16 protein-coding genes are annotated in these 20,763 nt (G+C 43.8%); all 16 read right to left on the bottom strand.

What is annotated here, in order from left to right; translation table 11 throughout:
- Nucleotides 1-38: 38 nt before the first annotated feature.
- Nucleotides 39-1,460, bottom strand: a complete 1,422-nt coding sequence (murD, locus tag GQY27_RS10905; protein ID WP_160034215.1) for a UDP-N-acetylmuramoyl-L-alanine--D-glutamate ligase — start codon at nt 1,458-1,460, stop codon at nt 39-41.
- Between the two features lie 2 nt (nt 1,461-1,462).
- Nucleotides 1,463-2,431, bottom strand: a complete 969-nt coding sequence (mraY, locus tag GQY27_RS10900) for a phospho-N-acetylmuramoyl-pentapeptide-transferase (RefSeq protein WP_160034213.1) — start codon at nt 2,429-2,431, stop codon at nt 1,463-1,465.
- Nucleotides 2,432-2,453: 22 nt separating this feature from the next.
- On the bottom strand, nt 2,454-3,854 hold the full coding sequence (locus GQY27_RS10895; RefSeq protein WP_160034363.1) for a UDP-N-acetylmuramoyl-tripeptide--D-alanyl-D-alanine ligase: 1,401 nt from the start codon (nt 3,852-3,854) through the stop codon (nt 2,454-2,456).
- Nucleotides 3,854-5,341: a UDP-N-acetylmuramoyl-L-alanyl-D-glutamate--2,6-diaminopimelate ligase gene (locus GQY27_RS10890; protein WP_160034211.1), complete on the bottom strand. Its 1,488-nt coding sequence runs from the start codon at nt 5,339-5,341 to the stop codon at nt 3,854-3,856. The genes GQY27_RS10895 and GQY27_RS10890 overlap by 1 nt, the downstream gene beginning before the upstream one ends.
- Before the next feature lie 92 nt (nt 5,342-5,433).
- Nucleotides 5,434-7,416, bottom strand: coding sequence for a stage V sporulation protein D (locus GQY27_RS10885; protein WP_160034209.1), 1,983 nt, complete (start codon nt 7,414-7,416; stop codon nt 5,434-5,436).
- A gap of 87 nt (nt 7,417-7,503) precedes the next feature.
- Nucleotides 7,504-9,798, bottom strand: a complete 2,295-nt coding sequence (locus GQY27_RS10880; RefSeq protein ID WP_160034207.1) for a penicillin-binding transpeptidase domain-containing protein — start codon at nt 9,796-9,798, stop codon at nt 7,504-7,506.
- 38 nt (nt 9,799-9,836) lie between these two features.
- Complete coding sequence (locus GQY27_RS10875; RefSeq protein WP_160034205.1) at nt 9,837-10,235, bottom strand: hypothetical protein; 399 nt, start codon at nt 10,233-10,235, stop codon at nt 9,837-9,839.
- A 27-nt stretch (nt 10,236-10,262) separates the two neighbouring features.
- A complete protein-coding gene (rsmH, locus tag GQY27_RS10870) occupies nt 10,263-11,213 on the bottom strand; it encodes a 16S rRNA (cytosine(1402)-N(4))-methyltransferase RsmH (protein WP_160034203.1) in 951 nt (316 codons plus the stop codon).
- Nucleotides 11,214-11,306: 93 nt separating this feature from the next.
- Nucleotides 11,307-11,744, bottom strand: coding sequence for a division/cell wall cluster transcriptional repressor MraZ (gene mraZ, locus GQY27_RS10865; protein WP_160034201.1), 438 nt, complete (start codon nt 11,742-11,744; stop codon nt 11,307-11,309).
- Nucleotides 11,745-11,952: 208 nt separating this feature from the next.
- A complete protein-coding gene (locus GQY27_RS10860; RefSeq protein ID WP_160034199.1) occupies nt 11,953-13,218 on the bottom strand; it encodes an adenosylhomocysteinase in 1,266 nt (421 codons plus the stop codon).
- 13 nt (nt 13,219-13,231) lie between these two features.
- Nucleotides 13,232-14,866, bottom strand: coding sequence for a bacillithiol biosynthesis cysteine-adding enzyme BshC (gene bshC / locus GQY27_RS10855; RefSeq protein WP_160034197.1), 1,635 nt, complete (start codon nt 14,864-14,866; stop codon nt 13,232-13,234).
- Nucleotides 14,867-15,052: 186 nt separating this feature from the next.
- Nucleotides 15,053-15,994, bottom strand: coding sequence for an ABC transporter ATP-binding protein (locus tag GQY27_RS10850; protein WP_160034195.1), 942 nt, complete (start codon nt 15,992-15,994; stop codon nt 15,053-15,055).
- A complete protein-coding gene (locus tag GQY27_RS10845) occupies nt 15,991-16,986 on the bottom strand; it encodes an ABC transporter ATP-binding protein (RefSeq protein WP_160034193.1) in 996 nt (331 codons plus the stop codon). The genes GQY27_RS10850 and GQY27_RS10845 overlap by 4 nt, the downstream gene beginning before the upstream one ends.
- 12 nt (nt 16,987-16,998) lie before the next feature.
- A complete protein-coding gene (locus GQY27_RS10840; RefSeq protein ID WP_160034191.1) occupies nt 16,999-17,949 on the bottom strand; it encodes an ABC transporter permease in 951 nt (316 codons plus the stop codon).
- 3 nt (nt 17,950-17,952) lie between these two features.
- Entirely contained in the window at nt 17,953-18,885 is a 933-nt protein-coding gene (locus GQY27_RS10835; protein WP_160034189.1) for an ABC transporter permease, read from the bottom strand.
- Nucleotides 18,886-19,074: 189 nt separating this feature from the next.
- A complete protein-coding gene (locus GQY27_RS10830) occupies nt 19,075-20,742 on the bottom strand; it encodes a peptide ABC transporter substrate-binding protein (protein WP_160034187.1) in 1,668 nt (555 codons plus the stop codon).
- Between the last annotated feature and the right edge of the window lie 21 nt (nt 20,743-20,763).

Below are 20,763 nucleotides of genomic sequence, written 5' to 3'. Positions count from 1 at the left end.
TCTTACATATGTAGTAGGGGCTTATCCAACCCCCCTACTTACAGGTTATGCACCGCCTCTTTAAAAATGCGTCCACGCTCTTCAAAGGAAGAATACATATCCCAACTTGCGCATGCAGGGGATAATAGAACCACATCTCCAGGTACAGCTAATGAAGCGGCTATCGAAACAGCCTTTCTTAGTGTATCAGCGGCATCTACTTCATTATCGACAACCTCTATTGCCTTTAATCCGGCAAGTTTCGCAACTTCCGCCAGTTTGCCTTTCGTTTGACCCAGCAAAACGACAGCTTTTACTCTTTCACTGAAAACAGAAAGTAAATCCATATAATCCGATCCTCGGTCAAGCCCCCCTGCAATCAGGACAATTGGTTTCTTAAACGAGGTAAGTGCCATCGTTGTCGCTTTGGCATTGGTTGCCTTGGAATTGTTATAGTATGCCGTTTCATTACGGGTAAGAACGTACTCGAGACGATGTTCTACCCCTCTAAAAGCAGATAGCGGCCCGTGAAGCACATCCGGTGATGCGCCAGCAGCAATAGCTATGGCACAAGATGCAAGTGCATTATCAACATTAAATCGTCCTGGGATTGCGATCTGATCCACTGTTATAATCGGATGAACCTTGCCTTCCTTATCCCGATAAACAACGGTTCTATTGATCTCATCCTCTACATTGGCTACATAAGGAGGATCAACATAAACACCGGTTTGGAGAGTCTCCGTCATCGAAAAAGGAATTAATTCCGCTTTGATATAAGGAATAAGCTGTCTGCATACCGGGTCATCCCAGTTTAGAACAGCCTTGTCTTTTTCCGTCTGATTCCGAAAGAGTTTTGCTTTTGAAGCTACGTAATCTTCCATTCCTCCGTGGTAATCAAGGTGAGTCTCAGAGACATTGAGAAGGCAGCTTATCGCCGGTTTGAAGTCTGTCGTCCCTTTTAGCTGAAAACTGCTCAGCTCAACAACCATAATATCCTTCTCTGTAGCTGCGGTAGCCGCTTCTGAAAGAGGTGTTCCAATGTTACCGGCAACAATCGGTGATAAGCCGGCAGCATCCAGCATCATTCCCACCCAAGTGGTCGTTGTTGTCTTTCCATTTGAGCCGGTAATACCGATGATCGGTGCCTTGCACAAGTGATAAGCTACTTCTACCTCAGTGACTACCTCAATACCAAGCTCAAGTGCCTTCTGAATTGGTGCCACTTTGTAAGGAATGCCCGGATTCTTCACGAGCAGAGCAACCTCTTCGTTAATGAGGTCATCTGGGTGACCTCCGCATAGAACAGAAATTCCCAAAGCCTCCAATTCGGATGCTTCGGGACACTGTTCTCTTTCTTTTTGGTCATTTACTGTCACATAAGCTCCAGCTTGATGGAGCACTTTAGCAACTTGAACGCCGCTCTTGGCAAGGCCAAGGACCACGACGTTCTTTCCTTTGTAATTCTCCGGATGATTCATAATTACAACCCCTTGTAGATGAAGAGTCCGAGTCCTGCAAGCAGCAGTCCTACGGCCCAAAACGTAATAACAACACGCCATTCAGACCACCCAGACAATTCGAAATGATGGTGGATCGGGCTCATTTTAAATACCCGTTTCCCTCTTGTTTTAAAAGAAATGACCTGGATGACAACGGACAACATTTCCACAACGAAAACACCGCCGATGACTAGAAACAGAAGTTCCGTCTTCGTAACAATCGCAATAGCGCCAATTGCACCGCCAATGGCCAGTGAACCTGTATCACCCATAAATACTTTGGCAGGATGCGCATTGTATACTAGAAAACCAAGTACTGCACCGATCATTGCAGCAGCACATACCGCAGCAGGAAGGGAAGTTGCCTGCATTGCCACGATCGCAAATGCACCAAATGCAATGGCACTTACTCCAGAAAGCAATCCATCAAGGCCATCTGTAAAGTTAACTGCATTACTAATGGCAAGCATCATGATGACAATAAACGGATAGTAAAACCAGCCGCCAAAATCAAAACCAAAATCCGTTCCTGGCACGGAAATTTCCGTACTATGTCCGTTTTGAATAAGCAAGAAAGACATAATTGCAGCAAAAACCAATTGACCGATGAGTTTTTGCCTTGCTGTCAGACCAAGTGATCTTCTAGCGACAATTTTAATATAATCATCGAGAAATCCAATGAGACCAAACCCTAAAGTAGCCACGAGCAGAACATAAAAATCGGTATTTTTAACAGGAGCAAACTTTAGGAATGCAAGTGTAAAAGCCAAGACGATGACAACTCCGCCCATCGTAGGCGTGCCTGATTTTTTAAGATGGCTCTTCGGACCATCCTCTCTGACCTGCTGTCCAAACTTCATTCTTCTTAAAAGCGGAATAAGCAAAGGGGCTGCAATCACTGCAAGAATAAAAGAAACCCCGATTGTTAAGAGCATTAATTGAAAATCCATGAAAACACCTCTCTAGTTAACTTCAGATCTGTAATGGTTCCGTAATTAAGGCATTCGCCACATCTTCCAGCTTCATTCCCCGGGATGCTTTTACAAGCACTACATCCTTAGAACTCATTCTATCCTTAAGGTGGGAAATTAAAGCATCCTTATCTTCAAAAGCGAACACTGCTTCCGCAGGCATGTGCTGCCGTGCGCCTTTGGCAATGTAAGAAGACAGGGGACCATATGTGAAAACCAGATCGAGCTTATCAGGTGTCAAATATTGTCCAATCTCTTCATGAAGTTCTTCCTGCATTGGTCCAAGCTCAAGCATATCGCCGAGAACTGCTGCTTTGCGAGAATAGCCAGAAAGGCCGGCAAGCGCATCAATCGCAGCTTTCATCGCGGTAGGACTCGCATTATAAGCATCATTAAGTACCGTAATCCCACTTGTACCTTTTATGACCTCAATACGCATTCCTGTTAGTTTTATCTCGGATAGACCTTTTTTCATGTTTTCGTAGGACACGCCGTAATGTCTTGCTACAGCAAGCGCAGCGAGTGCATTCACCACGTTATGAGCGCCAATCAGAGGAATAGATAATGCTTCTTCCCCGGATCGAACCGAAGTGAATACCATTCCTTCCGGGTGATTCATCATTCCCGTAGGGAAATCATCATTTGTCGCATTCATACCAAAAGTAAACCGTTTAAATTCCATTGGTTTTTTGGTCGCGGGTTCTGCAAGAACACGATCAGCTAAAGGATCATCACCGTTATAGATCAGAAGGCCGCCATTTTTGAGTCCTGCCATAATTTCCAGCTTAGCCCGCGCAATTTCTTCTCTAGAACCCAGCTGTAACAGATGCGCTTCTCCAATATTCGTAATAACGGCCACATCTGGACAAGCAATTTGCGTTAGACGTTCAATTTCCTGACGCCCGCTCATCCCCATTTCCAAAATCGCAATTTCCGCATCTTCCGGCATACTGAGGATCGTTAAAGGCAGTCCAATATGGTTGTTAAAGTTCCCTTGTGTCTTATGTACCTTAAAGGTAGTAGATAAAAGGGAGTACACCATATCTTTCGTTGTTGTTTTCCCATTGCTGCCCGTAATCGCAACTACAGAAGCACCGCTCTCTTTGAGATAGGCAGCCGCAATCTCCTGAAGTGCCGTCAGCGTGTCATCAACGAGGATAACAGCACCTTCAGGTGCATCTCCATGGTCTCTTTGCCACAGTGTCCCTGCAGCTCCCGAACCGAGGCAGCTAGAAGCATATTCATGCCCATCAAAATGCTCCCCTGTCAGCGGAACAAATAATTGTCCCGCCGATGGTTTACGTGAGTCCGTGTATACTCCTTTAATGAGCGTTTCACGGTCACTTTCTCTTACAAGGGTGCCGCTGCACATATGTGCTATTTGTTCTAACGTTCTTTTTATCACTTTGTTATTCCCCTTATCGCTTCTTTCGCCACGAGCCGATCGTCAAAATCTGTTTTCACAGTTCCGATAATTTGGTAAGTCTCGTGACCTTTGCCCGCTATCAATACTACATCGCCTGGGCTTGCCAGTTCAATAGCACGTTTAATAGCTGACTTACGGTCAACAATCAGTTCATATTTTTCGGATGGAACCGCATTTGCTATCAAACCCTGCTTGATATCTTCAAGAATGGCATCCGGGTTTTCTGTCCGAGGATTATCAGAAGTAACAAACACTCTGTCACTGTATTTAGCAGCGATTTGACCCATGATTGGACGTTTTGTGCGATCCCGGTCTCCACCGCATCCAAAGACACAGAATACTTCTTTTTCAGCAAATTCGTTAACTGTACGCAGTACATTCTCAAGTCCATCCGGTGTATGAGCATAGTCTACGATCACGGCGAAAGGCTGACCTTCGTTTACCGCTTCTACCCTGCCATCTACACCTGGAATGGCTTCAAGGCTGCGCTTGATCGAATTAAGCTCAATTCCTTCAAGCAGAGCTGCTGTGATCGCTGCGAGCGCGTTATACACATTAAACTTACCTACCATACGAAGCTCTACATCCGTACTTCCTTTAAAGGAATCCACGTGGAAGGAAGTGCCTCGTGCTGTAATTTTAATATTAGAAGCCCGCACATCAGCATTCGCATCGATTCCATATGTAATCACTTCAGCTGAAGTAGAATCTGCAAAATAAACCGATGCTGCATCATCTGCATTAAGAACTGCATACTTGCGTTTATGAAGGTCATCTTCAAATCCATTGCCTAATCTAGCAAAAAGCAAAGATTTCGCTCCACGGTACTCTTCCATCGTGTGATGATAGTCCAGGTGATCCTGAGTGAGGTTTGTAAACACCGCAGTCCGGAATTCCGTACCTTTTACGCGGCCTTGCTGCAACGCATGAGAAGAAACTTCCATGACGCAATTTTTCACGCCTGCTTCTACCATATGATGAAGACTGCGCTGCAGATCAAGAGCTTCTGGTGTGGTTCCTGACATCGGGAATGTTTGACCGGCATAACGCATCTGAATCGTGCCAATAAGGCCAGTCTCTGATTCCGCATCATTCAATATTTGTTCAATCAGATAAGTTGTCGTTGTTTTTCCATTTGTACCTGTAACGCCGATCATATTCAGCTTCTGACTCGGGTGTCCAAAAAAATGATCCGAGAAAACGGCCATTGCAAACCGGCAGCTGCTTACGATGAGTTGAGGTACATCGAGTTCAAGTTTACGCTCCACGACAAGTGCAACTGCACCGAGGCTTACTGCTTTGTCAGCATAATCATGACCATCTACGGTATGACCAGGCAGACATATAAACATATCCCCTTCTTGAACTTGTCTTGAATCCGTTTGAATTCCTTTGATTTCTGTGTTTCCATTGCCGGAGAGTTCACATACTGCCAGCAGGGAAGCAAATTGTTTTAACTGCACATGTATTCCTTCTTTCCATGAAATAAGACGTCATCCTTACCTATTGTATCCGTTACTTGCCAGTATGGTCCATAGATAGATGAGTAAAAACCTTAAGGCTCTTCTTTTTCATTATCTGCCTTTTTTTTCTCTTCGCTCTGGTGCGCATCTTCTGGTTCACTGCCCATGTAGATTCGAATGGTCGAGCCGCGTTCCACCCTTGCTCCTGGCTTTGGAGCTTGACTTACTACGGTTTTTCCAGACCCGGATTTCGACAGCATGAAGTTCATATTAAGATCCTCATAGAGGTCCTGTACTGTTGCTCCTGTAAGATCAGGAACAGTAACGATCGGTGTTTCGCCATATTTGTATTCCTTAGCGATCTGATCACTCCGAGGCGGTACTTGTAAATAATGAAGCGAATCTTCTAGAATGTTCTGTACAATCGGCGCGGCAACCACGCCGCCAAATTGAATTCCTTTTGGGTTATCAACGGCCGTATATACGACAATCTGCGGATCATCCGCTGGAGCAAAGCCGATGAAGGAAACAATATGTTCCGTTGACGAGTACCTTCCATTAATTACCTTCTGCGCCGTACCCGTCTTTCCGCCTACTCGGTATCCATCAATAAATGCCGGGCGGCCTGTTCCTTTCGCGACTACACTTTCAAGAGCTTCTCGAACCTGCTTCGATGTTTCTTCTGATATGACTTGCCTTACGACTTCAGGCTTCGTCTCTTCTACTATTTTACCTGTCACCGGATCAACCCAGGACTTAGCTACAAATGGTTTGTACAGTTTCCCGCCGTTAATGGCGGCAGAGACGGCCGTAATCTGCTGGATAGGAGTAACAGATACCCCTTGACCAAAAGCAGTCGTAGCAAGCTCTACAGGTCCTACCTGCGAGAGTTTGAATAAAATTCCAGAGGCTTCTCCACTAAGGTCAATGCCTGTTTTAGAGCCGAAACCGAAGTTTTTAATATACTTGAAAAGTGACTCTTTGCCAAGTTTTTGACCTAGAGCAACAAACCCTGGATTACAGGAGTTTTCCACAACCTGTAAGAAGGTCTGGCTGCCATGGCCGCCTTTCTTCCAGCACCGAAGTCTAGCTCCGCCGACTTCAACAAATCCCTTATCGAAAAACCTGTCATTTTTAAGGTCCACTTTCTTTTCTTCAAGGGCAGCCGCCAGCGTAATAATCTTGAAGGTAGAACCCGGTTCATATGTCATCCATACCGGTAAATTCCGATTATATACATCAGCGTCATATTCCTGATAGTGACCGGGTTCATAGCCTGGGCGACTGGCCATCCCCAGTATTTCGCCTGTCTTAGGATTCATCGCAATGGCAAGAGCCGAATTCGCTTGAAATTTGACCATTGCTTGATCCAGTTCACGTTCAATAATTGACTGGATCGGCTGGTCAATCGTAAGTTTGAGGTTCAGTCCATCTTGAGGAGCTTGATAAGTCTCGCTTGATCCCGGCATCAATCTGCCTGCGGCATCAGAGAGATAGGCAATACCTCCCCCAATTCCGTTCAGATTATCATCATACGTTTTTTCAACACCGGTCAATCCCTGATTATCAATCCCGGTAAACCCAAGAATATGACCTGCAAGATCCCCAAAAGGATAATAACGTTTATTATCTTCAGCTACAACAATGCCCGGAAGCTCTAAATCACGAATCTGCTGTGCTTTCTCCATCGTAATTTTGCGGCCCCCGGGCTTGATCTGAACTATTCTTTCTTTCTTCGAGATAATACCCAGCACTTTTTCCTTCGTCATACCTAGTAAGGGTGCTAAAGCCGTAGCCGTCTGCTCCTTGTCCTTAATCTGTACAGGAATAGCCATCACGGATGGCGTTGTAATGTTGTAAGCAAGAGATACCCCGTTCCGATCAAGGATTTGTCCTCTTTTTGCTGTGTACGGAATTTCTCTTCGCCACAAGTTCTCCGCTTCCTCCGATAACGCTGGCCCTTTGACAAATTGTACATAAGCTAAACGTACGACCAGTGCTGTAAATAAAATAAGAAGTATCAGCATGCACCATAGTAAACGGCGACGAAGCATCACGCTGGACACTTTGGCCATATTCATCTCCCCCCGACTTGTCTCCTTCATTCACAATATCATTCATCATTATGAATATTCAGGACAATCAGGGAATAGAACAAGCCTTTAGTTATCACCGCGTTCTTCAGCTGTAGTACCGCTTATTTCAGGTTCCGTTGATTCCGCTGGTTCTTTATTTTCAGTACCGGCATTGGTTTTATTCAAACCCTCTGCCTCTTCCGAAGAAAGCACATCTTCTCCTGTTTCTCCAGTAACAGTTTCTTTGGCCGATTTTAGCCTAAGGATAACCGTCCGTTGTTCGCCGGACACTTCTACCTTTTGTTCAGATACGAAACCTTCACCTTCGACTTTAACTCCTACTTTAATTAGAGTCAGTACTTCCAGGGCATCCCGCAGGGATTCTCCCGTCAGATCCGGTACTTCCATCGTATCGCTGTCTTCTGTTAACAAATAGACACGCTGCCCAGGCTGTAAAGCAGTACCCGACTCTGGATATTGCTTAATGACTTCACTTCCCTTACCAAGAGTTTCATAAGCAATCCCTTGATCAAGAAGCTGTGATCTTGCTTCTTTGCCCGATTTCCCAACCAAATCCGGTGCTTTTTTGCTCACCACTGTTGATTTATCGGTGTCATCTTTAGATGCCGTTTCTTTTGGTACACCCAGATACGTAAGGGACTTTGACATGATCTCCTTAAATACAGGAGCTGCTGCGGTTCCTCCCCCTACCGTGGGGTCATTCGGCTGGTCAATTACGACGATCATTGCAATTTTAGGATTGTCTGCAGGCGCGAAACCAATAAAGGATACAACTGCCTTCGAATGATCATATTTACCATTCACATACTTTATCGCCGTCCCTGTCTTACCTGCGACACGATAACCATCAATATATGCTTTTCTTCCAGAACCTTTTTCCCGATCAGCAACCACTTGTTCTAGATAAGTGCTAACTGTTTTGGAAGTAGACGCCGATATCGCTTGTCTTACTACCTTAGGCTCTACCTTTTCTACTTCACCCGTATTCGGATCTGTTATCTCTTTGACCAGATGCGGAACCAATAATTTACCGCCATTAGCAATAGCTGAAACGGCAGCAACCTGCTGAAGCGGCGTAACTTGTACGAGACCATGTCCGTATGAAGCCGCAGCTATATCTGCAGCATAATGCAGTTCGCGAATCGGCGAAGCAGATTCATTAGGCAAATCAATTCCTGTTTTTACACCAAATCCAAACTTATCAATATAACTGCGTAGTTTTTCTCCGCCAAGCATTTTATACCCGAGGTTAACAAACGCAACGTTACTGGAACGTTTGACTCCATCGAGATAGGTTATTGTCCCCCAACTACGACTTACGTCACTAATCGTGCGACCCCCTACTGTAACACTGCCGGATTCATAGGTAGCATTTGGATTAAACAGTTTTTCTTCTACGGCTCCTGCCAGGGTTACAATCTTAAAGGTAGAACCAGGCTCGTAAATAGATTGGATCGCGTGATTATAAAAATCTTCTTGTTCCGATTCCCAGTACGTGTTCGGATTATAATTTGGCATATTAGCCATTCCTAAGATTTCCATTGTGTTTGGATCGGCTGCGATAACGGTCATACTGATCGGATCATACTGATCCACCGCTTTTTTCATTGCTTCTTCTATATAGAACTGGATCGTATCATCAAGGGTTAGCTTCAAATTCTTACCATTAACAGTAGGGGTATACTCAACCGTTGAATTATTAATCTCTACGCCTTTCCTGTCAGCCTGATACACCATTTTGCCATCTTGTCCTTTTAACTTCTCATCATAATAGAGCTCCAGGCCATAGACGGGGTCATCTTCTTTATTCAGGTAGCCAAGAACATGAGACGCCAGATTATTTTCAGGATAGAACCGTTTTGTTGCTTCCATCAAAACAATCGCATCTTTTGCACCATATTCTTCGTCCAGTTTTTCTCTAAATTCATCAACTTGATCCTTCAGTTCTTGGCTGATCTTGTACCCTTCGCTTCGAACCTCGCGGTAAATGCGTAACTCACCGTCATCCTTTGTTGAAGTTATATCTTCTCGAAGACCAGCCTCATCTTTGCCGAGCAAATTATGGAGCCCCTTCACAACCTCATCTTCAATCTCTTTTTCAGCGATGAGTTTAGGATTCACTGCCACCGTATAAGCAGGGGCATCTTTAGCAAGAATATCTCCATTCCGATCGGTAATCGTTCCCCGCTTAGCAGAGATGATCTTCGTTCGATCGATAAGTTCCAAAGCATGCTTTTTCCATGTATCCGCATCAACTACTTGAATCCAAAATACTTTCCCAATAAGTACAAGAAAAAAGAGGGTGATGATCCCTCCAATAAGTAACGTGCGAAGTTTTATTCTTTTTCCCGTTTTCCCCATCTTCAAACCTCACATTCAATCGTCAGCTTGGTCCTTCCTTACGGAGTCGCCGTTGTAACTGACGTTCTTTGAACTCGGATTGCCTCTTGTTCGGAAGACGGCTCAATGTAACCGAGCTCCCGTGCTTTCACCACAATATCGCTTTCCAGTTTTTCTTTTTGAACCTCAATGACAGCCATTTCTTTGTTAGACTTCTCAATACTCTGGTTTGCCGTGTGCATCTGCTTGTTCAGGTCGTAAATACTTGCATATCTGCCCACCAAAACACTCGCAATTGCTATACATACGATTACAGTCATCAGATACAGGAATTTCTCTCTTGGAGGCAGACCTGTTCTCCGTGTTACGACTTTTGTCGTCTCCTTATAGCGATTAGGCTTTAGCTGTGCAGCATTTGCTCTCTCTTTCATTGCCAGATTGCCACGTGTATAGGCCATAGTCGACTCTCCTTACGTTTCAATAGGTTACAGTTTCTCCGCTACACGCAGCTTTGCTGAACGCGCTCTGGGGTTTTGCGACAGTTCTGCTTCTGTGGGTACCATTGGCTTACGATTTACGAGTCGCAGCGTTCCTTTACCCCCGCAGACACATAACGGGAAGTCAGTTGGGCATGTGCATTTTTCTAAATAACTGCTAAAAATCTGTTTGCATATCCTGTCTTCCAAGGAATGAAACGTAATAACAGATACTCTGCCTCCAGGCTTAAGACAACGCACAGCCTGATGTAAAGCTTCCTCAAATGCACCGAGCTCATCATTCACGGCAATTCGAAGTGCTTGAAAGCTTCGTTTGGCAGGATGACCGCCCGTTCTCCGGGCAGCCGCCGGAATACCTTCTTTTATGATATCGACCAATTCGCCTGTAGTTTCAATAGGTGCAGACTTTCTTTTTTTAACTATTACCCGCGCAATGCGTCTTGAAAACTTTTCTTCGCCATAAACATACAAAATTCGGGCAATTTCTTCTTCGCTCCACTCATTAATGATGTCTCTTGCTGTCAAAAGAGCAGATTGATCCATCCGCATATCCAGTGGTGCATCGTGGTTATAACTGAATCCGCGTTCTCCTTCATCAAACTGGGGTGATGACACACCTAGGTCGTACAATATACCGTCCACTTGTGGTATCCCGCCCTGCATTGGCACGTCCTGCGCAGTCAGCACTTCGGTTAAATCCCGAAAATTAGTCTTTATGAGTGTAATGTTCGTATCAAACTCCGCTAGTTTACTCTTGGCATGATCAAGAGCCCAATCGTCCTGGTCAAGGGCAATGAGTCTTCCCTTTGGTCCCAGTTTTGAAGCGATAACCGAGCTATGACCTGCACCGCCGAGCGTGCAGTCCACGTAAATCCCGTCCTGTTTGATGTTAAGTCCTTCGGTTGCTTCTTCTTTAAGTACGGTAATGTGGTGAAACACTTGCTTGTCCTCCAGACATTGTTTTGATTTACAGATTTGCTAATTCATATCTGCACAGTTGTGTGATTTCTTGTTGATTTCCTTACTGCCATGTTAAAATTCAAAATTAAAATCGACCAGCTTTTCGGCAATATCATTAAACGTTTCTTCAGATTGGCTGTAGTATTGTTCCCAAATGCCTTTGCTCCAGATCTCCACCCGATTCGAAACACCAAGAACCACACATTCCTTGTCCATCTTGGCGTAATCCCGCAAATTGGGCGGTAAATTTACCCTGCCCTGTTTGTCGAGTTCGCATTCTGTTGCTCCTGAGAAAAAAAAGCGTGTAAATGCACGTGCATCGGATTTCATCAGCGGAAGAGCTTTAAGTTTCTGTTCCATGATCCCCCATTCTTCCATCGGGTACACAAACAGACACTGGTCTAAGCCTCGAGTGATCACAAAGCTAGGTCCAAGAGGTTCGCGGAATTTAGCCGGAATAATGATTCGGCCTTTATCGTCAATGCTATGTTGGAACTCCCCCATAAACATTGTCCACCACTCCTCACCCTAAACTCTCCACTTTGCTCCACTTTCCACCACTTAAGCATAATAGATTCGCCTGTAAAAATCAAAACCCTTCTAGCTTGCTATGAAACTTTTTGGAAAAGATGTAAAGAGACTACCTTGACGCACAAAAAGAGTGATGTGTTCCGCCTTATTTAGGCTTTCACATCACTCTTTTTTACTTCAAAAATAATTATGCATTCCAGCTATCGAGATAAGCTTTTTGTTGCTCTGTCAGTGTATCAAGGGTAATACCTAGACTATCCAGTTTGTACCTCGCTACTTTCTCATCAATCTCATAAGGGACTTTAATAACAGAACGATCAAGCATTTCATGATTTTCTCTTACATAACGAAGTCCGAGCGCTTGCAGCGCAAATGTAGTATCCATAATTTCTGCTGGATGCCCATCTGCTGCTGCCAGGTTAACCAGACGACCTTCAGCGAGAAGATACATTTTTCTGCCATCTGCAAAGCGGTATTCTTCAATATTTTTACGAACGGTACGGATGGATACGGCACGTTTAGCAAGTTCAGGTTTGTTCACTTCCACATCAAAGTGGCCTGCATTCGCTAGAACCGCTCCATCTTTCATCACATCATAGTGCTCTCCTGTGATAACATCCTTGTTCCCTGTAACGGTAATGAAGAAGTTCCCCCGTTTCGCTGCTTCGATCATCGGCATAACTTGGAATCCATCCATGTGAGCCTCAACCGCTTTAATCGGGTCTACTTCGGTGACAATCACATTCGCTCCGAGTCCTTTTGCACGCATAGCTACACCTTTACCACACCATCCATACCCCACAACAACTACGGTACTGCCTGCTACGACAAGATTCGTTGTCCGAATAATGCCATCAAATGCAGATTGTCCTGTGCCATAACGGTTGTCGAAAAGATATTTACAGTATGCGTCATTAACCGCAACCATCGGAAGTTTCAGCACTCCCTCTTTTTCGAGGGCTTTTAACTTAATAATCCCGGTTGTCGTTTCTTCTGCACCGCCTCGAATGGTTTCAAGCAGCTCAGGTCTCTCCGAATGAAGGATCGTAACCAGATCCCCGCCATCATCAATGATGAAATCCGGTTTTGTTTCCAGCGCATTAATAATCAACTGCTTATATTCAGCTGGGTCAGGATTGTATTTAGCAAATACCGTGATCCCATCTTCAACAAGGGCTGCACATACATCATCTTGTGTGGACAGCGGGTTACTTCCTGTAATGGTTACCTTTGCTCCGCCCGCTTGAATGACTTTCGCAAGATAAGCTGTTTTTGCTTCAAGATGAAGACAAATCGTAATATTCAGGCCTTTAAAAGGCAAATCTGCCTCAAATTCTTTGCGCACCCGGTTAAGAACCGGCATGTGAGCTTCTACCCAATCAATTTTGAGATGGCCTTCTGGAGCAAGCCCCATATCTGCAACAATACTATTTCTCAGTGCTTCCGTAGTCATCCTTGTTCCTCCATTATAGATACAGAATATGATGATGGCCGCTAAGATCAGCAGGAATATTCATGAGATCCGTAAGCCAGCGTGTACCATAGCGATTTAAATAACCGTATACGTTATAGACTCTCTCTTGCGGACGTTTCATTGGGAATAAGGTCAGGTCTATTGTATCCCATTGTTTCACTGAAGCATCATGCCTCTGTGCGATAGCTTGTTTTGTTCTCAGCTGCATATAGGAAATCTGTTCTTCAATCTTGCTGCTGTTTGTAACGCCAAGTCGTCCAAGCCCAGGCTCTATCTGATTTAGCTGCTCAAGTACGGGAGCATACAGTTTGTGGAATGAAGTTTTCAACAATTCAAATTGTTCATTCATGTTAAATTCGTCTAGAGTGCTGAGCCAAGTGTCCTTTTTGTCATTAAATGCATACTGAATATCATGGAAACTTAAATCATATTTATCCATTAATTTTTGAATATGTTGATCCAAGATTGTAAAAGACATCCTTGGCTGCAAAATCGGCATCCTGAGCCCAAAACGGTGAAAAGCTTCTTTGGTGAGCGCCCAATAAGCAATCTCTGCATGACCAAGAACGGTAGATAACACTGGGAACAGAGAATCCTGCATCAGCGGCCGTGTCAGAACATTATTGCTAAAACGTTCCGGATGTTGTTTTAATATATCAATGAGTTCCGTTTTGGTAAAAGAAACGTATCCTCTGCGATCGATAAACTTCCCGTTTTCTTTATGTAGCAGCAACCGAGAACCTTCATGGATATAAAATATATTAGCACAGTCTGCAGTTATCTCAGCCTGCATACCAAATCCGCTGGTTACGACATGCCCTGCCGATTCATGATAACATCGTTCCAAAGCATCGTTGTCTTCAATCATCCGCTCAAAAATGGGAACTTCGAGTGCACGCAGCTCGGGATCAGCCGAATCCAGCAATACAAGTCCATAAGAACCAAACAATTGACCCATCATTTTAGCGAATACATCACTAAGACTTAGGTTATCGTCCTGAACCGCTGCCTTGATATCAGATATTAGACCAGGTTTAAACTCAGTATCTGGGAGCAGTTCTTCCAGCTTATGTATCGCTTCAAGCCAGTTTCCCCGATCTACGCTGACTTCACTGACAGATGCTCTTCCATCATACCGACCCGGCATTCTTACCTTCGTAATATTTAGATCAGCTGTCATCATGTAAGTATGATCGACTTCATCCCAGTCATGATCTTCACCTGCAATCCAGAAGACAGGAACGACAGGGCGATTTAGCTTAATTTCAGCTTCTCTTGCAGCCTTAATGATCGTTGCGGCCTTATAAATAACAAGTAATGAACCCGTAAAGAGTCCGCTTTGTTGTCCGCCCGAAATTACAAGTGCATTCGGCTGTGCCAAACGCTCAATAGATTCCATTACTGCGGGATGTGAATTTAGTCTTCTATTATATGAACGCAAAAAACGCACGATATCTTGGCGATCCACCCGTGTATCTTCGGTTCGATCCAGCCATTCAGCACGCGCTGCGTAGCTTCCCGCATCACGAAAATCATATTCGTACAAATGATGTATGGCCTCATCGTAACGTAAATAATGTTCCGCGAGTGGTGATCCACTACGAAGCGCCTCAGGAATTACATTCATGAGGTCATCCTCCTATTCATTTAAAACCTTACTCGATTGTACCGAATGCTTAAGTTCCCGTCAAAGTAAAATCAGAACGATACTGTAGTTATAGATGAAGTAATCACTCTCGAAATACACATTCAGCTTTTTCTACTCCAATGGAAAGAAGCCGTCGATGATTTCATCGATGGCTTCTACATTACATTAAGCGTATGGTTCAGCTACAAAATGGCCTTTTGATACTTCAATAAGTTTAGCATTATCGAGGTTGTAAGCACTTTTTGCACCTTGGCCCTCTTTACCGCTACTAATTGGACCTGCATCATCTTGCGGCATAATAATACGTTTTTTATTTGCTTCAATATCCGGATCCGGAATCGGAATCGCAGATAACAACATTTTGGTATATGGATGAATTGGATTGGCATAAAGCTCTTCGCTCTCGGCCAGTTCTACCATTTTCCCCATATACATAACAGCAACCCGGTCACTGATATGCTTAACCATAGAAAGGTCATGGGCAATAAAGAGATACGTCAAACCAAGTCGATCCTGAAGTTCTTTGAGCAAGTTAACCACCTGAGCCTGAATCGATACATCCAGTGCAGAGATGGGCTCATCACAAATAATGAACTTTGGATTTACAGCCAGTGCACGAGCGATACCGATCCGCTGACGCTGACCTCCCGAGAATTCATGAGGATAACGGTTGGCATGATCCGCGTTCAGACCAACAAGGTCAAGCAATTCCTCAATTCGTTTCTTACGTTCTTTGCTGCTGCCTGCCATATTGTGAATATCAAGCGCTTCTCCAACAATGTCAGCAACGGTAAACCGCGGATTGAGTGATGCATAAGGATCTTGGAAGATCATCTGCATGTCTCGGCGCATGGCTTTCATTTTGTTCGGAGGTAATTTGTAAATATCCGTTCCGTTAAATCTTACACTTCCTGCCGTTGGCTCATACAAACGAAGAATGGTACGGCCAGCTGTTGACTTACCACAGCCAGACTCTCCTACCATGCCCAGAGTCTCTCCTTCACGAATGTAAAAGTTTAGGTTATCTACCGCTTTAAGTGTGCGATTATTTCCTACATTAAAATACTTCTTCAGACCTTCTACTTCAATCAAGTTGTTACTCTTCATGAGGAATGTACCTCCTTCGCCATAGGATGATGTTCCCAGCAACGAGCAGAGTGCGTATCACTGAATACCGTAGCGGCTGGGTCCACTTTTTGACAGATGCTCATTGCACTATCGCAGCGAGCTGCAAACGGGCAGCCAACCGGCGGTTTGATCAGATCCGGCGGAGTCCCCACGATAGGAATAAGAGGCTCATCCTTTTTCTGATCCAAACGAGGCATGGAGCGCATGAGTCCTCTTGTATATGGATGCTGTGGATTTTTAAATATCTCATATTTGGTTCCCGTTTCTACCACTTCACCTGCATACATAACGATAACGCGGTCCGCGATTCCCGCTACAACACCAAGGTCATGCGTGATCAAAATGATTGATGTACCCAGCTTATCCTGCATCTCTTTCATAACATCCATAATTTGGGCTTGAATCGTTACATCAAGAGCGGTAGTCGGTTCATCTGCAATAAGAAGAGCAGGTTTACAAGCAAGGGCGATGGCAATCATCGCACGCTGACGCATACCGCCGGAGAACTCATGCGGATACTGATTAAATCTAGCTTCCGCATTCTTGATTCCTACCATCTTCAGCATCATGATGGCTTCTTTTTTTGCTTTTTCTTTAGACATCTTTTGATGCTTAATCAAGACTTCCGTAATCTGATGTCCAATTTTTATCGTTGGATTCAGTGAAGTCATTGGATCTTGGAAGATCATTCCGATATCTTTGCCGCGGATTGCTTCCATTTGTCTATTTGTCTTCTTGAGCAAATTCTGCCCTTGAAAGATAATTTCACCTTTATTAATGATAGACGGTGGAGACGGAATCAAACGCATAATGGTTTGAGCTGTTACACTTTTACCACTACCTGATTCACCTACGATCGCAACTGTCTCCCCTTTGCCAATCTCGAAGTTCATGCCGCGAACAGCTTTCACCTCTCCGTCTCTCACTTTAAAAGAAACGTTAAGATCTTTAACCTGTAACAACGAATCCATTACATCCACCTCCTATTTTTTCAATTTTGGATCAAGTGCATCACGAAGACCATCACCAAACAAGTTGAACGCAAGCATAATCAAACTGATAAGACCTGCTGGGAACAACATCCGCCAAGGATAGTACATCCATCCTGTCAGTGCATTCTCAATCATTGAACCAAGGGAAGCCCTAGGAGCTTGTACACCAAGACCCAAGAAACTTAGGAATGCTTCACTAAAGATGGCACTTGGTACAGAAAGCGTAAGTGTAACAATAATTGGACCTACTGCATTTGGCAATAAATGTTTGAAAATAAGTCTAGAAGAATTAGCACCCATGGACTTAGAAGCTAGAACGAACTCCCGATTCTTCAGCTGCATAATCTCACCGCGTACAATCCAGGACATATTAATCCAGCCTGTGATACATAAAGCTAATATAATCGTACCTATGCTAGGTTCAAATACGACTAGTAGTAGAATCGTTACTAGCAAATAAGGGATCGAATATAAGATTTCAGAGAATTTATTCATGAGTTCTCCGACACGTCCGCCATAGAATCCCATGATACCGCCGTAGATTACACCGATCGCAAGGTCAATAAATGCTGCAGCAAAACCAATGAGCAGTGAAATCCTTGCACCAGACCAGGTACGTACCCACATGTCGCGTCCGAGATCATCCGTCCCAAACCAAAATTCAGAAGAAGGTGGTTGGTTGGTTTTCGTAAGATCTTGTGTATCGTATTCGTACCCTGATAACAGTGGAGCAAAGAGAGCCATAATAATAATGATAATGAGGATGACTAGGCTGCCCATGGCAAGCTTGTTTTTCAGAAGGCGTTCCCAAGCATCTCGCATGGCAGAGACACTTTGTCTTTGAATGACTTCTGCCTGCTTCTCGTCTACCCCGATTTTTCTAAAATCTTCGGGTGTAAGCTGCATGTGGTTTGGATCGATATGAGATTGATTTGCAGACATTACCTAGCCCTCCTTCCCGTTGGATAATTTGATACGCGGATCAATGATGACATAAGCGATATCTGTAATAAAGCGCGCCACCATCAAGATTAGTCCATAGAAAATAGTAATTCCCATAATCATCGTATAGTCACGAGTTGTAATACTTTCAACGAATACTTTACCGATCCCGCCGATCCCGAATATACGTTCAATGACAACCGATCCTGTAATAATATTGGCCGTCATCGGACCAACATAAGTCACAACCGGAAGGATCGCGTTACGAATAATATGTTTGAACATAATCGTAATACTGTTAAGACCTTTCGCCTTCGCAGTTTTCACATAATCCGCATGAATGACTTCGAGCATACTCGAACGAGTCAACCTGGCAATAAAAGCAATCGGCTGAGCAGATAATGCTGCTACTGGAAGAACGTAGTCAAGCGGGCCATTAAGCCCCATTACTTTGAATAAGCCGAATTCTTGAGCCAAATAAAATTGCAGGAGGGATGCAAGCACGAAACTCGGTACTGCTATACCCAGTACGGCTAATATCATCGCTACATTATCAATAATCTTGCGATGATTCATAGCTGCAATCATTCCTAGCAAAACACCAACAATGACAGCAACTACGATCGCAACGGCTCCAAGTTTAAGAGAAACAGCAAACGTATCGCCAATGATATCACCTACATTCTGATTAAGCTTTTTCATTGAAATACCTAAATCGCCTGTAACAATATCACTAAGATACTTTATATATTGTTGAAAAACCGGCTTATCAAGTCCATATTGCTCCATCAGTCTAGCTTTAATCTCAGGTGATACATTTTTTTCCCCCATGAATGGGTTACCCGGAATCGCCTTCATTAAGAAAAACGTTGCGGAGATGAGGATAAATAATGATACCAGCATAAAGACAAGCCTATTGATCACGTATCTTACCATGACCTTGAACACCTCCCGCATAGAATTAACAGATGTGAATCACAAGTAAATCAGCATAATAATAGTAATTTCATTTTCGTTACACTTAAAAAATTACTTAATTCTGGAAATTGGTAGAACAAATAAAAAATCGGGATATATAAGGGGTTACCCACATATATATCCCGAAATAACTATACTGTTACATGATTACTTGTTCTCAAGATAAGCTCTGGTGAAATCAATCGCTCCGCTAAAGTCAAGGCTCACACCTTTAAGATCAGGTTTAGTGAGTGACACGTTCGTATAATAGTACACCGGTGCAATAACCATATCATCTTGAATCAAGATTTTCTCAGCTTGTGCGAAGTACTCATTACGTTTAGCTAGATCTTTTTCCCCTGCCGCTTTCTTAATCAAAGCATCATATTCAGGATTCGCATAACCAGCATCATTATTACCGTTACCTGTTGTCCAAATATCCATAAATGTCATTGGATCATTATAGTCAGCAGACCAACCTGCGCGTGCAATTTGATAGTTAAGATTGTTACGAGTTTCTAGGAATACGCCCCACTCTTGGTTTTGTGTAGCTACTTCCACACCAAGAACGTTTTTCCACATATTCGCAACAGCTACCGCCAATTTTTGGTGAGCTTCACTCGAGTTATAGATCAAAGTAATCTTAGGAAGAGTAGTATATCCTTCTTCTTTCATACCTTCTTCTAGCAATTTCTTCGCTTCATCTGCATTCTCTTGGAAGTATCCTGTATCTTTTACTTCCTCACGGAATTGTGTTGATTCACCTTTGATACCTGGTGGTACAAAACCGTAAGCAGGAATTTGTCCGCCAAGCGTTACGTTATCAACAATGGATTGACGAGTAAGCGCCATTGCAAATGCTTTACGGATTTTCGCGTTTTGGAACGGCTCAGCCGTTGTATTAAACATATAATAGTAAGTAGTTGCAATACCAGTAGAATGGAATTCCTCTGGCAATTCTTTACTTACGCCTGGGATTTGGTCAGTAGGGATTTCGCCGTTAGGATGTCCAGCATAATCAAGTTCTCCGCTTCTATAAGAGGAAAGCTCAGTTGCACCGCTAGGCGTCAAAGACATATCGATTTTTGAAAGTTTGATATTATCTTTATCCCAATATTGTTCGTTCTTCGTTACCTCAATTTTTTGTCCTGTTGTCCATTGGGTAAGCGTGAATGCACCGTTAGTGATCATCGAGTCTTTGTTAGTTGCCCATTTATCATTATCTTCTACCGATTGGTGAACCGGATAGTAAGTATAGAATGAAGTCAGACCCAAGAAATAAGGAGTCGGATTTTTAAGAGTAACTCTCAAAGTATGCTCGTCCACAGCTTTAACACCGACTTTGGAGAAATCTGTTATTTCGCCAGCATTGTATTCCTCTGCACCGCTAATGTAGTAAAGTTGATAGGAATACGGAGGCGCTGGGGAGGTTGCAGGATCAAGTACGCGTTTCCAAGCAAACACAAAATCATTTGCTGTTACTGCGTCGCCGTTGCTCCATTTAGCATCTTCACGAAGTTTGAACTCGTAGATCAGTCCATCTTCGGAAATTTCCCAATCTTCAGCTACACCTGCAATTACGTTGCCTTCAGAATCCGTACGAACAAGGCCTTCATACATCGTTTTCAAAACGGTGTTTGTCTGGCTGTCTTGCGCTTGAGCAGGGTCAAAAGTTGGTGGTTCAGCGCTCAAGTTGATTCTTAGAACCTGTTCTGTTGGTGTGGAAGCACCATCACCTTGACTGCTATCATTGCTATTATCTGAACCGCACGCTGCAAGTACGGTACCAAATGCAAGTACAAGCGTCAAAAGGACTAGCAAACTTTTCCTCTTCATCTAGCATTTCCCCCTAAAAAA

Origin of the sequence: Paenibacillus sp. An7, assembly GCF_009870785.1 — a bacterium.
Classification (GTDB): Bacteria; Bacillota; Bacilli; order Paenibacillales; family Paenibacillaceae; genus Paenibacillus.
This window is presented reverse-complemented; position numbering and strand designations above follow the sequence as displayed.

Excerpts from the sequence above, each read along its gene's own strand:
- murD (WP_160034215.1), bottom strand. The coding sequence starts at position 1,460 with ATGAATCATCCGGAGAATTACAAAGGAAAGAACGTCGTGGTCCTTGGC.
- mraY (WP_160034213.1), bottom strand. The coding sequence starts at position 2,431 with ATGGATTTTCAATTAATGCTCTTAACAATCGGGGTTTCTTTTATTCTT.
- GQY27_RS10885 (WP_160034209.1), bottom strand. The coding sequence starts at position 7,416 with ATGGCCAAAGTGTCCAGCGTGATGCTTCGTCGCCGTTTACTATGGTGC.
- GQY27_RS10880 (WP_160034207.1), bottom strand. The coding sequence starts at position 9,798 with ATGGGGAAAACGGGAAAAAGAATAAAACTTCGCACGTTACTTATTGGA.
- GQY27_RS10875 (WP_160034205.1), bottom strand. The coding sequence starts at position 10,235 with ATGGCCTATACACGTGGCAATCTGGCAATGAAAGAGAGAGCAAATGCT.
- mraZ (WP_160034201.1), bottom strand. The coding sequence starts at position 11,744 with ATGTTTATGGGGGAGTTCCAACATAGCATTGACGATAAAGGCCGAATC.
- GQY27_RS10860 (WP_160034199.1), bottom strand. The coding sequence starts at position 13,218 with ATGACTACGGAAGCACTGAGAAATAGTATTGTTGCAGATATGGGGCTT.
- bshC (WP_160034197.1), bottom strand. The coding sequence starts at position 14,866 with ATGAATGTAATTCCTGAGGCGCTTCGTAGTGGATCACCACTCGCGGAA.
- GQY27_RS10850 (WP_160034195.1), bottom strand. The coding sequence starts at position 15,994 with ATGAAGAGTAACAACTTGATTGAAGTAGAAGGTCTGAAGAAGTATTTT.
- GQY27_RS10845 (WP_160034193.1), bottom strand. The coding sequence starts at position 16,986 with ATGGATTCGTTGTTACAGGTTAAAGATCTTAACGTTTCTTTTAAAGTG.
- GQY27_RS10840 (WP_160034191.1), bottom strand. The coding sequence starts at position 17,949 with ATGTCTGCAAATCAATCTCATATCGATCCAAACCACATGCAGCTTACA.
- GQY27_RS10835 (WP_160034189.1), bottom strand. The coding sequence starts at position 18,885 with ATGGTAAGATACGTGATCAATAGGCTTGTCTTTATGCTGGTATCATTA.
- GQY27_RS10830 (WP_160034187.1), bottom strand. The coding sequence starts at position 20,742 with ATGAAGAGGAAAAGTTTGCTAGTCCTTTTGACGCTTGTACTTGCATTT.